Genomic DNA, 13,268 nt, shown 5'->3' with positions numbered 1-13,268 from the left:
AACGTCATGTACCCCTGAAACCGTAACATTCGCAGGATGCGCAACGTCCCAAATTTGGGATGTTCACTTTTCAGGGAAAATCTTCGATTCGATTGCTGGGCATTGATTTATAAACAATTTAATTCCAACGCCGCTTTGAATTTCGGGCTGTTTCCAGCCGCTTCAAAAAGTTGGCACGGATTGTGCTTCAAGGGACGTAACCGGCGCATATGTGACGCCGACTCGTCCCCCACAGGAGTGCAATCATGTCTGCGAAATCTTCCGACGTACGTCGCGTTCAACGCGTCCTGGCCAGAACGGCCATCACGGCTGCGCTGGCAGCCGCGCTTGCCGCTTGCGGCGGGGGCGGCGGCGACGGCGACAAGCACGCTTCTTCCGGCCTGCCCGGCGGCGGCGGCGACAACCCCTCTACCGTGCCGGCGGGCCTGCTCGAGACCACGCTGGGCAATACCGGCGATGCGGTCGACAACGTGGCGCCGCTGCAGCTGAGCGACGCGCTGGGCGGCATCGGCAAATCGCTCGACCCCACCCTCGCGCCGGTGGTCGACACCGTTACCGGCCTGACGCAGCAAGTGGGCGCGGCCACCGGCCTGGGCGCGCCGGTTGACGGCGTGCTGACGCAAGTCGGCGGCACGGTCAGCAACCTGGGCGACACCGTTGCCGGCACCGGCCTGCCCGGCGGGCTGGACACCGGCGTAGGCGGCCTGGTCAGCGGCCTGGGCGACACGGTCGCCAGCGCGGGCGACCTGCTCAACGCCAACCCGGACAACCCCCAACCCCTGACTACCGTGCTGGGCAATGCCACCAACGCGGTCGGCGCGCTGACCGGCAGCCTGGCCGGCGACGGCGGCCTGCTCAATCCGGTAACCGGCCTGGTGGGCGGCCTGACTGGCGGCCTGGGCGGCGGCGATGCGCAGCCCATTCTCGAACCGGCCCTGGGCAATGTCGGCTCTACCGTCGACAACGTGCTGCCGCTGGGCCTGAACCCGGCGCTGGGCGGCGTGGGCAAGAGCCTGGACGGCGTGGTCAGCCCGATTGCCGGCCAGCTCGTCGACGTGACCCAGCAACTGGGCGACGCCACCGTGGGCGCTCCCGTGGCCGGCCTGCTGACCCAGATCGGCAGCACGCTGGCCGGCGCGGACGGCACCCTGCCCGACGGTACGCCGCTCGATGGCGTGCTCAGCAACCTGGGCAACGCGGTCGCCAGCGCGGGCGGCGTGCTGCATGCCACGCCGGGTAATCCGAATCCGCTGGGCGCCACGCTGGGCAGCGCGACCGCCGCGGTGGCGTCGCTGACGGGCGGACTGGGCGGCGGCCTGGGCGGCGGCGACGGCGGCCTGCTGGCCCCCGTGACCGGCTTGCTGGGTGGCCTGGGCGGCGGCGACGGCGCCACCGGCGGCCTGCTGGCGCCGGTGACCAATCTGGTGGGCGGCCTGACCGGCGGCCTGGGTGGCGGCGCCGGCGGTGACGCGGGCGGACTGCTTTCGCCGATTACCGGCCTGGTGGGTGGCCTGACCGGCGGCCTGGGCGGCGGCACGGGCGGCAGCGGCGGCGCCGGCGGCGGCCTGCTGGCTCCGGTGACCAGCCTGGTGGGCGGCCTGACGGGCGGCCTGGGCGGCGGCGCCGGCGGCGATGCCGCGGGCGGCCTGCTGGCTCCGGTTACCGGTCTGGTCAGCGGCCTGACCGGCGGCCTGGGTGGCGACACGGGCGGCGGTTCGGGTAGCGGCGGCAGCGGCGGCGCCAATGGCGGCCTGCTCGGCGGTCTCCTGGGCGGCGTCCTGGGCGGCCTGGGCGGTGGCGCCAAGTAAACCGGATCGGCGGACAACGGAGCGTGAACCCATGTTGCACCTGGATTCTGCGATACACCTTAGCCGCCCTTCCGCATCGGTTTCCGAAAGCGACGAGACACGGCCTGGCATGATAGATGACATCTCATTGATGCTCGGGCGGCAGTTCGCCGCCTACACGGCAGCCTGCCAGGCCGCCTTGTCCGAAAAGATGGGAATTGCGCTGGCCGACCTGAAAGCGCTGGACCTGGTGCTCGAATTCGAGTCCCTGCCCACCGGCCAGCTGGCGCAATTGATGGGCATCAGCCCGGGCGGCGCCACCGCGCTCATCAACCGGCTGGAAGCAGCCGGCTATGTCGAGCGCGGCCGCCATCCGCTGGACCGGCGGATCATCGTGATCCGGCCGGTCGACGAGCAGTGCCGCGCACTGCTGGCCGAACGCCATGCCATCGCCCGCGAAGTCGCGCTGCTGTCGCGCAACTTCGATACGGCGCAATTGGAAACGGTGCACAGCTTCCTGGCCCAGTGCCTGAAAGCCTTGCGGCACGACACGCGGGTATGGCTGGAAACCCGCCACGTGCACGGGCTGGACGACTGAACGGCCCCTGGTTCGGAGCCGGCCGCCGACGCGGCTTAGCGCGCCGGCCCGAACGCCAACCGAGGGACCGCCGCCAGCAGGCGGCGGGTCATCTCGTGCCGCGGCGCATGCAGTACCGCATCGGCGCTGCCTTCTTCGACGATGCGCCCTTCGTGCATGATGGCGATGCGATCGGCCAGGTATTCCACCACGCCGAAATTGTGCGTGATGAACAAATAGGCGATACCCAGCTCGGCCTGCAATTCGCGCAGCAGATCCAGTATCTGCGCCTGCACCGATACGTCCAGCGCCGACGTGGGCTCGTCGCAGATCAGCACTTTCGGCTCTACCGCCAGGGCCCGCGCGATCGCGATGCGCTGGCGCTGGCCGCCGGAAAATTCGTGCGGATAGCGGCTGGCGGTATCGGCCGGCAGCCCCACGCGCTGCAGCAGGTAGCGGGTGCGCTCGCCGCGGGCGGCTTCGTCAAGCTCGGGCCGCAGCGAGGCAATGCCCTCGTCCAGGATGTCGCCCACGCGCATGCGCGGATTCAGCGACGCATACGGGTCCTGGAACACGATCTGGATGTCCTGTCGCAGGCTGCGCAATTCGCGGCGGCCGGCGCGCAGCAGGTCGCGCCCGCGCAGCAGCGCGCGGCCCCGCACCCTGGCGCCTTCCACCAGCCGCAGCAGGGCCTTGCCGGTGGTGGTCTTGCCGCAGCCCGATTCGCCCAGCAGGGCCAGGGTTTCGCCGGCGCGCAATGAGAAGGTGACGCCATTGACGGCGCGCACCCACGAATCGATGCGCCGCAGCAGCCCCTTGCGCACCGGGTAGTGCACCAGCAGGTCTTGCACGTCCAGCACGATATCGCCGGCCGGCGCCGGCGCAACCGTGGGCGCGCCGGAAGCGCCGCCGGCCAGGGGCCGGCCGCGTTTCTGGTAGGTGGGAATCGCGTCGAACAACTGGCGCGCGTAAGGGTGGCGCGGCGCCTCGAAAAAAACCTGGGCAGGCGCGCTTTCGACGATTTCGCCGCCGCGCATCAGGGCCACGTGCCTGGCCACATTGCGCACCACCGCCAGGTCATGGGTGATCAGCAGGATGGCCATGCCCATTTCGCGCTGGATATCGGCCAGCAGGTCCAGCACCTGCGCCTGCACCGTGACATCCAGCGCGGTGGTGGGCTCGTCGGCGATCAGCAGCGCGGGCTCGGCCGCCAATGCGATGGCGATCATCACCCGCTGCTTCTGCCCGCCCGAAAACTGGAACGGGTAGTCGTCGATGCGGCGCTCGGGCTCGGGAATGCCCACGCGGCGCAGCCATTCGACGGCGCGGGCGCGGGCGGCGGCGCCGCGCAGCGGCGTATGCGCCACCAGGGTTTCCAGGATCTGGTCGCCCACCCTCATCACCGGGTTGAGGCTGGTGGAAGGTTCCTGGAAGATGATGCCGATGCGCCCGCCGCGCACGCCGCGCATGGCGCTTTCGGGCAGCTGGTTCAGGTCCTGGCCGTCCAGCGCGATCTGCCCTTTTACGATGCGGCCGGCATCGGGCAGCAGGCGCAGCAGCGCCAGGGCCGTGATGCTTTTGCCGCAGCCCGATTCGCCCACCAGCGCAAAGGTTTCGCCGCGCTCGATGGCCAGCTGCAGGCGCTTGACCGCATGCGTCAGGCCGGCGTCGCCCGCGATGTCCACGTCCAGGCCGTCTACCGCCAGCAGGGCATGACTGGAATGGCTCATCGCGGCGCTCCGGTTTCGGCGGCGGCAGGCGCCGTGTTGCCGCCCGGCCGGCCGGGCCGGTAGCGGCGCGCGCGCGGGTCGAAGGCCTCGCGCACCGCGTCGGCGAACAGATTGGCCGCCAGCACCAGCGCCAGCATGAACACGAACGCGGTCAGCAGGTTCCACCACACCATCGGATCGCGCGACATCTCGACGCGCGCGCGGTCGATCATGGAGCCGAACGAATTCATGCTGGGATCGACCCCGATGCCCAGGTAGGACAGCACGGCCTCGTAGAGCACCAGCCCGGAAAATTCCAGCACGGCGGTGATCAGCACGATATGCATCACGTTGGGCAGCAAGTGGCGGCGCATGATGCGCCAGTGCGACACGCCGAAGGCGCGCGCGGCCTGCACGTACTCTTGCTCGCGCAGCTTGAGCGTTTCGGCGCGCAGCAGCCGGCACAGGCCCGACCAGCCGGTCAGGCCCAGAATCATGCACAGCAGGAACAGCCGCAAGTCGGCGCGCGCCGCGGAAGTGTCGAACAGGTCGGGGTGGCTGTCGATGTACACCTGCATCATCAGCGCGCAAGCCGCCACCAGCAGCACGCCCGGAATGGAGGTCAGCGTGGTGTACAGGTACTGGATGGCATCGTCGATCTTGCCCTTGAAATAGCCGGCCGCGATGCCGAAGCCGATGGCCGGTGGCAGCATGGCCAGCGAAGTCAGGCTGCCGATGACCAGGGCCGTGCGCACGCTTTTCAGGGCCTGCCAGAGCACGTCGTTGCCGGTGCGGTCGGTGCCGAACACATGGTAGCCGCTGGCCAGGCCGGCCACCGCCCCCACCACCACGCACAGCAGCGCGTAGGTGATCCACACGGCGCGCCAGGGCGCGTCGGTACGCGCCCGCGCGATATCCGACGCGGCTCGCCGCCATCCGCCGCGGGCGCGCGCCAGCGCGGCGCACAGCAGCGCGCCGCCTGCCAGCGCGGCCGCCACGCCGCCGGCCAGGCCCCAGGCCAGGCGCCGCAGCACGTCGCCCGCCAGCTGGGTTTCGGGGTCGTCCAGGTGCGCGCCGCCGCTGCGCAGGCGCGGAAAATCGCGCACCGGATGGCCGTCGATGAGTTCGGTTTCTTTGGTGAACTGGCGCGCGGCCAGCGGCGCGGAATAGGTTTTTTCGGGGCGGGCCAGCACGGTGCCCGCCAGCAGCCCGTCCAGCGCCGACTGCACCGCCGGGGCGTAGATGGGCGGCGCGCCGGCCGGCGTGCCGGGCACGGGCGGCAGCTGCGGCCGGTAATGGACCGAGTCCAGCAGCCCCACCACCACGAACGCGGCCAGCACCACCGCCGAGCACATGGCCGGCGCATCGCGGCCCACCTGCGTCCAGGTGGCGCGCAGCGTGCGGCTGCGGCGCACGCGCCACAGGTATCCCAGCGCGCCGGCCACCATCAGGAACAGCGCGACATCCGTCCACAGGAACACGAACTTGGGCATGGCGGTCACTCGAAGCGCACGCGGGGGTCAGCCAGCGTGTATGAAATATCGGCCAGGATCAGGCCCACGATATACAGGGCCGAGCCCAGGAACACCATGGCCCGCACGATGGAGAAATCCTGCGCGTTGATGGCGTCGATGGTGTAGCTGCCCAGCCCCGGAATGCCGAAGAACGATTCGGCGATCAGGCTGCCCATGAACAGCAGCGGCAAGGCCGACACCGTGCCGGTCAGGATGGGCAGCATGGCGTTGCGCAGCACGTGGCGCAGCAGCACCACGCGTTCGGCCAGGCCTTTGGCGCGCGCGGTGCGCACGTAGTCTTTGCCGACTTCTTCCAGGAACAGCGCCCGGTAAAAGCGCGCCTCGGGGCCCAGGCGCGACACGATCGCCACCAGCACCGGCAGGGCCAGGAACTTGATGGCGTCCAGCCCGCCGGCAAACCCCGAATACGGCACTAGCCGCAGCACTTTCGAAAACAGCCACTGGCCGGCAATGATGTAGAACAGGCTGGATATCGACAGCAATACCACGCACAGCACCACGCCCCAGAAATCCAGCCGGGTGGCCCGGAAGTACACCAGCAGCAGCGAGAACACCACGCTGGCGAACAAGCCCAGGAAGAAGGTGGGGATGGCCAGCGCCAGGCTGGGGCCCATGCGCATGCGGATCTCGCGGCCGATGTCGCGCCCCGCGTCCGAGGCGCCGAATTCCAGCGCCAGCAGCGGCACCGAGCGCTGGTAGAACACCGTGTCGGTCAGCCGCTGCGTGCCCTGCGCCTGGGTGTTCACGAACAGGGGCTTGTCGTAGCCGTGTTCGGTTTTCCAGCGTTCGATGGCTTCCTGGCTGACGCGCTGCCCGCCGATGGCCAGGCGCGCCATGTCGTCGGGCGTGTTCACGGCAAAGAACAGGATGAACGTGAACAGGTTCACGCCGATCAGGATCAGCACCCCGTACAGCAGGCGGCGGATGACGTAGCCGATCATGGCTGGTGCTCCTTGGAAGGGGCGGGCCGGGCGCTGGCGCCGAAGGCGGTTTGCCGTTCACGCCGCTTCAGCGTCACATACGACGGCCAGATCGCCAGCGCCAGCACGATGGCCAGCAGCGCCAGCGGCCACCAGCGCGGCGTGTTCCATTCGTGCACCTTGCGCACCCGCAGCGCGGGGTCGATTTTCACGTACTGCAGGGTGTTGCGCACCATCTGCGTGGGCTTGGCATTGCCCACCCACTGCTGGTAGGCCCCGCCCGACATGGGAAAGAAGCCGAACATCCAGGGCGCGTCGCGCTGCACGATGGCCACCATGCGGGCGATGACCGCCTCTTTCTCGGGGCCGTCGTCCAGGTATTTCATTTGCTCGAACAGCCGGTCGTATTCGGGGTTGGCATAGTTGGCGGCGTTTTCGCCGCCATGCCTGGCCTTGCCGTTGGGCCCGTACAGCAAGAACAGGAAGTTCTCGGCATCGGGGTAGTCGGCCACCCAGCCCCAGAAGAAAATCTGCGCGGTGCCGCGCTGCATCTTGTCCTGGAAGCGGCTGTAGTCGGTGGAGCGCACGTCCATCTGGATGCCGATCTTGGCCAGCTGGCGGCGCATCCAGTCGAACTGCGGGTTCGAGCCGCCGCCGGTCATGGCGTCGTAGTACAGCACCAGGGGCGCGCCGGTTTCGGCGTTGCGCCCGTCGGGGTAACCGGCTTCGGCCAGCAACTGGCGCGCCGCGTCCAGCGGCTTGCGGCGGGGCTTGCCGTCGACCAGGTCGTACACCACCGGGTTGATGCCCTCGGGCGGTTCGCGGTAGCCCAGCACGCCAGGCGGCACCGGGCCGTACGCCACCATGGCCTGGCTGTTCTCGAATACGGCCACGTATTCTTCCCAGTTGAAAGCAATGCTGATGGCCTGGCGCAGCTTGCGGTTTTTTTCTTGCTGCTCGGGCGTGTCGCCGCGCCCGACCACCGGATCGAGCCAGTTGAAACCCATGTACCAGCTCGAGGTTTCGATGGCGGTGGGCAGCTGGATGCCGTGGTCGCGATAGCGCCGGGCCTTGTCGGGCGAATCGCTGGCCGCCACCAGCATGGCCACGCCGTACTCGCCGCGCTCGACCTGGGGCATGTCGTAGTAGCCCTGCATGAACTTGCCGGTCAGGGGCACGGCTTCTTTCTCGACGCTGAACACCACGCGGTCGACGAACGGCGTGGGCTTGCCGCAATCTTCAAGCAGGCCGGCGGCGCGGTCGGCCGGCTCGCCTTCGCAGGGATAGGGCTCGCCGCGGAAGTTCGGGTTGCGGGCCAGCACGTGCCGGCGGTTCTGCACCGATTCGGCCAGCAGATAGGGGCCGGTGCCCACCGGCCAGGTATTCAGCGACAAATCGTGCTCGGCCATGCCCGGCTGGCTGTAGAAGCGGTCCGCTTCCCAGGGAATGGGCGCGGTGAAGGTCATGGCCAGCCAATACTTGAACTGCGGATACTTGCCCTTGATGCGGATGCGCAGGGTGTGCGGGTCGAGCGCCTGCACGCCGTCGAAGCCGTCGCCTTCGCGCAGGTCGAGCCAGGGCAGGTCGCGCTGGCCGGGCGGCAGGCCGCGCCGCAGTTCGGCGTCGCGCGCCCGCAGGCGCTTGCCGTAGTCTTGCATGCCCAGCACGTAGTCGGCCATGACCGAATAAATGGGCGAAGCCACGCGCGGGCTGGCCAGGCGGCGAAAGGCGTAGACGTAGTCGTCGGCGGTGAGCTCGCGCGTGCCGGTCTTGGGAAAATCGGGCACATAGAACTTGTCGTCGAGCTCGCCGGGCTGCAGCGGAAAATAGCTGTAGCGGCCATCGGCCTCGCGCGCGAAGGCCGGATGCGGCTGGAACAGAATGCCGGGCCGGATGGGAATGTCGTAAACGCTTTCGGCCACCTGCTGGCCGGGCGCATCGGGCGGCAGCGCATTGCCCTGCGCGTCGTAATAGCGCGGCGGCGCGATGGCCGCGGCGGCGCGCGGAATCAGTTCGTACGGCCGCTTCAGGTACTGGTACCCGTACAGCGGTTCGTAGATGTTGTAGGTGTACGGGGTTTCGTCGGTGGAATACGAGCGGGCCGGGTCCAGGTACTTGGGCGAACGCTTGACGAAAGCCGTGTAAAGCGTGTTTTCGGCCAGGGCCCCGGTTTCGTAGGGACTATTGATGGGGTCGCGGCTGCAACCGGCCAGCGCCAGCGCCGACACCAGCGCCGCCATCGAGATCCGCAGCCATGCACCCATAAAGCCGTTTCCGTATAGTTATCCCGCATCGAGCCCGGCGCACAGCATAGCAAAGGCTGCCCGCGCACCCCAGCCGGGCCGCCCTGAACCGGGCCGGGGTTTTCATCTTGGACCGGGGGCTAGCAGCGCTGGTTCCGCCAGCACTCGTAACGCCATTTCCAGGGCTCGGTGGCGCCGCCCTGCCCCCACAGGCCGCTGCGGGCCTGGCGGGCCTGCTGCTGCAGGCCGCGCATGGCCGCGTCGTTCAGGTAGTCGCCGCGCCGCGCGGTATAGGCCCAGGCATAGCCCGCGGCCACCTGGGCCCGGTTGGCCGAATTGCCGTCGGGCAGCATCAGCGCGCACACATCGCGTTCGAATTGATCTTGCTCATAGCATTGCGCGGTCAGTGTCTTGCCGCCGACCAGTTGTTCCAGGTGCCGCCGCGATGCGTCGGCATAGGGCTGGCCGGGCTCCTGCGCGCTGTGCCCCGCTTCCGGCGCATCGATGCTGTCCAGGCGGACGCGGTGCTGCCTGCCGCCCACCCGCAGGGTGACCGTGTCGCCATCGGCCACTTTGGTAACCGTGCCCGTCAGGGTATAGCGGCCCGGCGGCACGGCCTGGCCGGCGCGGGGGGAATCGGCCGTGGCCGCCGGCTGGGATGGCTGCCGGGCCGGGGCCGAAGCCGGGGCCTGGGCCGGCGGCTCGTTGCGGCTGCCCTGGAACCAGTGCACCAGCGCGGCGGCCAGCGCCACGCCCAGCACGCCGCCCAGCCGGCGGCCCAGACGGCCGAAGGAAAACTGCCTGCGCAAGATGGAAAGGCCCCGAAAAGAATCGATGGCGTGCAGTGTGCCACATCGCGCCCGCCCCCGGTTACACCTGGGCAGGCGTCAGGCTCCGCAAGGTGCCTGACACCTCATCGCCTGGCTCCGTCACAGCCAGCCGGATTTGCGGAACCGCCAGTACAGCACGCCGCACGCCGTCGCGATGCCGGTCAGCGTAAGCGGGTAGCCCCAATGGGTTTTCAGTTCGGGCATGAATTCGAAGTTCATGCCGTAAATGCCGGCAACCGCGGTGGGCACGGCCAGGATGGCGGCCCAGGCGGCCAGCCGGCGGGTGATGTCGTTCTGCTGAGTCTGCGAGATCATCATGCTGGCCTCGAACGCGAACGCCAGGGCCTCGCGCAGCCCGTTGATCAGTTCGTCCACGCGCAGCACGCGGTCGGCCACCACCGAAAAATACGGGCGGGCATTGGCGTCGACCGCCGACATGTCCATGGTGGCCAGCCGGCGGCAGATCTCGGCCAGCGGCGCGATCACGGTATGGATGCGCAGCAGGTCGCGGCGGCGCCGATACAGCTTGCGGATATCGGAATCCTTGGCGCCGCGGATCAACAGCTTTTGCTCGGCTGATTCGACCACGCTTTCCAGTTCGCCCGCGGCCGCCACGTAATGGTCGATCAGCAGGTCGAGCAATTCCGAGGCCACGTAGTCGCTGCCGCGCCGCAGCAGGTCGGGCGCGGATTCCAGGCGCTCGCGCAGCGCACTGTAGTTGGTGGTGGCGCCGCGCCGCACCGTCAGCAGGAACCCGCGGCCGATCAGGATCTGGGTTTCGCCGAAGACCGGCCGGCCCTGGTCGATTTCAACGGTAATGGCCACCACCAGCACACAATGGCCGAAGTCGATGATCTTGGGCCGGCGGTGCGGTTCGAGCATTTCGTCGCGGGTCTTGGGCCGGATGCCCAGGTCGTCGGCCACTTGCCGCAGCACTTCGGTGCAGGGGTTGCGCAGCCCGATCCACAGCAGGTTTTCATCCTGGCAGGTGTACGACTTGATGTCTTCCAGGGGCACGTCGTGCGAACGCCGGCCCTGCACATACGCCACCGACGCCACCACTTCGCTTTCAGGCGGCGCAACGGGTTGGTCTTGCGGCATGCATGCCTCCGCTTGAATCGCGCCCGGCGCCGGGCGCCGGACGATCGGGGCATGATAGCTCAGTTGGCTTCGATCAGCCGGTTGATGCGCAGCGCAACCAGCGTGCAGACGGCGCCCGAAATCAGGTAGGCGCTGGTGGCGATCAGGCCGAATTTCATGGACAGCCCCAGCGCGACCAGGGGCGCGAACGCCGCGCCGAACAGCCAGGCCATGTCGGTGGTGAGCGCGGCCCCGGTGTAGCGGAAGTGCATGGAAAAATTCGACGTCACGGTGCCCGACGCCTGGCCGTACGACAGGCCCAGCAGCACGAACCCGCACAGAATGAAGGTGTTTTCGCCCAGCGCGCCGCCGGCCAGCAGCCACGGCGCGGACAGCGCGAACAGGCCGATCAGCGCGGCCAGCGTGCCCAGCGTTCTGCGGCGCCCGAAATGGTCGGCGATCCAGCCGGAAGCGATCGTGGCCACGAAGCTGACGGCCGCGCCCACGATCTGCACGCTTAATATGCTGACCAGCGAGCGTTCGCCGTGCAGGCTGATCCACGACAGCGGGAAAATGCTGACCAGGTGGAACAGCGCATAGCTTGCCAGGGCCGCGAAAGCGCCGATGAAGACGTTATAGGCCTGCTCGTCGATCACCTGGGAAACGCGGATGGGCGAGAGTTCGCGTTCTTCGAGCAGCCGGGTGTATTCCTCGGTAAGCACCAGCCGCAGCCGCGCGAACAGCGCCACTACGTTGATCGCGAATGCCACGAAGAACGGATAGCGCCAGCCCCATTCGAGCAGGTCCTGGGTGCTGAGCGTGCTGAGCAGGTACAGGAAGATCGCGCTGGCCAGCATGAAGCCCACCGGCGCGCCCAGCTGGCCCAGCATGGCGTACCAGCCGCGCCGGCCCGGCGGCGCGTTCAGCGCCAGCAGCGACGGCAGGCCATCCCACGAGCCGCCCAGGGCAATGCCCTGCAGGCAGCGGAACACCGACAGCAGCGCAATGGCCATGGGGCCGATCGCTTCGTAGCTGGGCAGGAACGCCATGCCCACAGTAGAAGTGCCCAGCAGGAACAGAGCCAGCGTCAGTTTGGTGCCCCGGCCCCAGCGGCGCTGCACCGCCATGAAAATGGCGGTGCCGAACGGCCGGCAGATGAAGGCGAAAGAAAAGATCGCGAACGACCACAGCGTGCCGTACAGCAGCGGCTCGAACGGAAAGAAAACGTGTGGGAAAACGGCAACACAAGCAATGCCGAAGACGAAGAAGTCGAAGTATTCGGATGCCCGGCCGATGACCACGCCTACCGCGATTTCTCCCGGCGCAACGTTGGCGTGGTCCGACTCTTGGGCGGATTGAGGATACTGCATCGCGGTACTGGACATACGATGACTCGCTCCGTCTGTGGTGGGAAACAGACTGCCCCGATCAGGCGACTACGGGGCTGCCGGCCGCTCCACGAATCGAACTGACTTCCTTTTTACTCTAGATTTTTCAAAGCTTCCAGAGTAGGGTTGCAAATATTCTTTGAGGGTGGGCCATATCCTTAGGGGGATTGCATGTCCGTGCCGTTTTTCAGAAAACTAAAAGCCGCACTGATCCTTCCCGTACTCGGCGCGCTGGGCGGCTGCAGCAAAGCGGTGCTGCTGTCGCCCTCTGGCGATGTCGCCTGGCAGTTGCGCGACATCATCCTCGTTTCCACCGGACTGATGCTGCTGATCATCGTGCCGGTCATCGCCGCCACGCTGTGGTTCGCCTGGCGCTACCGCGAAAGCAACGCCGAAGCCACCTACACCCCCGACTGGGACCACTCCACCATTCTCGAGCTGCTGATCTGGGCGGCGCCGCTGCTGATCATCATCGCGCTCAGCGCGCTGACCTGGGTCAGCACCCACCAGCTGGACCCCTACCGGCCGCTTTCCCGCATCGGCGCCGACCGGCCCGTGCCCGCCGGCGTCAAGCCGCTCGAAGTGCAGGTGGTGGCGCTGGACTGGAAATGGCTGTTCCTGTACCCCGAGCAGGGCATCGCCACCGTCAACGAAATGGCCGCGCCGGTCGACCGCCCCATCGAATTCAAGATCACCGCGTCCAGCGTGATGAACTCGTTCTACATTCCCGCGCTGGCCGGCCAGATCTACGCCATGCCGGGCATGCAGACCCGCCTGCATGCCGTCATCAACCACCCCGGCGTGTACGACGGCTTTTCGGCCAACTACAGCGGCGCGGGCTTTTCCCAGATGCGCTTCAAGTTCCACGGCCTGTCGCAAGCCGACTTCGACAAATGGGTGCAAACCGGCAAGGCGTCCGGCAAGGCGCTGGACCGCGCCGCCTACCTGCAGCTCGAACAGCCCAGCGTGGCCGCGCCGGTGCAGCGCTTCGGCACGGTGGAATCCAGCCTGTACGACGCCATCCTGAACCGCTGCGTGCAGCCCGGCGCCCAATGCATGCGCGACATGGCCGGCGCGATCTGCCGGGCGCCCCGGCAGGCGTCCCTGGAACTGCCGCCGCCCCTGGCCGCGCCGCCGGCCATGTAGCCGGCCAGGCCGCCGCCCCACCCCAGCCCAGCTCGACGAACGAATCTTGCAGG

Annotated in this window: 10 protein-coding genes; 3 read left to right on the top strand and 7 right to left on the bottom strand. The window is 68.1% G+C overall.

Annotated elements, in window-relative coordinates:
• The first annotated feature begins 245 nt into the window (after nucleotides 1-245).
• Together J2P76_RS10560 and J2P76_RS10555 are read left to right on the top strand one after the other, a co-directional pair.
• Nucleotides 246-1,808: a collagen-like triple helix repeat-containing protein gene (locus tag J2P76_RS10560; RefSeq protein WP_207407050.1), complete on the top strand. Its 1,563-nt coding sequence runs from the start codon at nucleotides 246-248 to the stop codon at nucleotides 1,806-1,808.
• A gap of 31 nt (nucleotides 1,809-1,839) precedes the next feature.
• Complete coding sequence (locus tag J2P76_RS10555) at nucleotides 1,840-2,385, top strand: MarR family winged helix-turn-helix transcriptional regulator (RefSeq protein ID WP_207407043.1); 546 nt, start codon at nucleotides 1,840-1,842, stop codon at nucleotides 2,383-2,385.
• A gap of 35 nt (nucleotides 2,386-2,420) precedes the next feature.
• Here the strand turns inward: J2P76_RS10555 and J2P76_RS10550 are convergent, their stop codons facing one another.
• From J2P76_RS10550 to J2P76_RS10520, 7 genes are all read right to left on the bottom strand, one after another.
• A complete protein-coding gene (locus tag J2P76_RS10550; protein ID WP_207407036.1) occupies nucleotides 2,421-4,094 on the bottom strand; it encodes an ABC transporter ATP-binding protein in 1,674 nt (557 codons plus the stop codon).
• Complete coding sequence (locus tag J2P76_RS10545) at nucleotides 4,091-5,566, bottom strand: ABC transporter permease (RefSeq protein WP_207407034.1); 1,476 nt, start codon at nucleotides 5,564-5,566, stop codon at nucleotides 4,091-4,093. Before J2P76_RS10545 ends, J2P76_RS10550 begins: the two co-directional genes overlap by 4 nt.
• Before the next feature lie 5 nt (nucleotides 5,567-5,571).
• Nucleotides 5,572-6,549, bottom strand: a complete 978-nt coding sequence (locus J2P76_RS10540) for an ABC transporter permease (RefSeq protein ID WP_207407033.1) — start codon at nucleotides 6,547-6,549, stop codon at nucleotides 5,572-5,574.
• A complete protein-coding gene (locus J2P76_RS10535; protein ID WP_207407031.1) occupies nucleotides 6,546-8,792 on the bottom strand; it encodes an ABC transporter substrate-binding protein in 2,247 nt (748 codons plus the stop codon). The genes J2P76_RS10540 and J2P76_RS10535 overlap by 4 nt, the downstream gene beginning before the upstream one ends.
• A gap of 119 nt (nucleotides 8,793-8,911) precedes the next feature.
• Nucleotides 8,912-9,580, bottom strand: coding sequence for a thermonuclease family protein (locus tag J2P76_RS10530; protein ID WP_242697340.1), 669 nt, complete (start codon nucleotides 9,578-9,580; stop codon nucleotides 8,912-8,914).
• A gap of 120 nt (nucleotides 9,581-9,700) precedes the next feature.
• A complete protein-coding gene (locus tag J2P76_RS10525; RefSeq protein WP_207407030.1) occupies nucleotides 9,701-10,702 on the bottom strand; it encodes a magnesium and cobalt transport protein CorA in 1,002 nt (333 codons plus the stop codon).
• Nucleotides 10,703-10,761: 59 nt separating this feature from the next.
• Nucleotides 10,762-12,066 carry an MFS transporter gene (locus tag J2P76_RS10520; protein ID WP_207407028.1) on the bottom strand — a complete coding sequence of 435 codons (1,305 nt, stop codon included), beginning with the start codon at nucleotides 12,064-12,066 and terminating at the stop codon, nucleotides 10,762-10,764.
• 174 nt (nucleotides 12,067-12,240) lie between these two features.
• Between J2P76_RS10520 and cyoA the strand changes: the two genes are divergently transcribed.
• Nucleotides 12,241-13,215, top strand: coding sequence for a ubiquinol oxidase subunit II (gene cyoA / locus J2P76_RS10515; protein ID WP_207407026.1), 975 nt, complete (start codon nucleotides 12,241-12,243; stop codon nucleotides 13,213-13,215).
• The last annotated feature ends 53 nt before the right edge of the window (nucleotides 13,216-13,268 follow it).

This window comes from Bordetella petrii, from assembly GCF_017356245.1.
In the GTDB taxonomy this organism is placed as follows: domain Bacteria; phylum Pseudomonadota; class Gammaproteobacteria; order Burkholderiales; family Burkholderiaceae_B; genus Bordetella_A; species Bordetella_A petrii_D.
Note: the sequence above shows the minus strand (reverse complement) of the source record. Positions and strands in the feature narration are given on the sequence as shown.

Excerpts from the sequence above, each read along its gene's own strand:
- J2P76_RS10540 (WP_207407033.1), bottom strand. The coding sequence starts at position 6,549 with ATGATCGGCTACGTCATCCGCCGCCTGCTGTACGGGGTGCTGATCCTG.
- cyoA (WP_207407026.1), top strand. The coding sequence starts at position 12,241 with ATGTCCGTGCCGTTTTTCAGAAAACTAAAAGCCGCACTGATCCTTCCC.
- J2P76_RS10520 (WP_207407028.1), bottom strand. The coding sequence starts at position 12,066 with ATGTCCAGTACCGCGATGCAGTATCCTCAATCCGCCCAAGAGTCGGAC.
- J2P76_RS10525 (WP_207407030.1), bottom strand. The coding sequence starts at position 10,702 with ATGCCGCAAGACCAACCCGTTGCGCCGCCTGAAAGCGAAGTGGTGGCG.
- J2P76_RS10555 (WP_207407043.1), top strand. The coding sequence starts at position 1,840 with ATGTTGCACCTGGATTCTGCGATACACCTTAGCCGCCCTTCCGCATCG.
- J2P76_RS10550 (WP_207407036.1), bottom strand. The coding sequence starts at position 4,094 with ATGAGCCATTCCAGTCATGCCCTGCTGGCGGTAGACGGCCTGGACGTG.
- J2P76_RS10545 (WP_207407034.1), bottom strand. The coding sequence starts at position 5,566 with ATGCCCAAGTTCGTGTTCCTGTGGACGGATGTCGCGCTGTTCCTGATG.
- J2P76_RS10535 (WP_207407031.1), bottom strand. The coding sequence starts at position 8,792 with ATGGGTGCATGGCTGCGGATCTCGATGGCGGCGCTGGTGTCGGCGCTG.
- J2P76_RS10560 (WP_207407050.1), top strand. The coding sequence starts at position 246 with ATGTCTGCGAAATCTTCCGACGTACGTCGCGTTCAACGCGTCCTGGCC.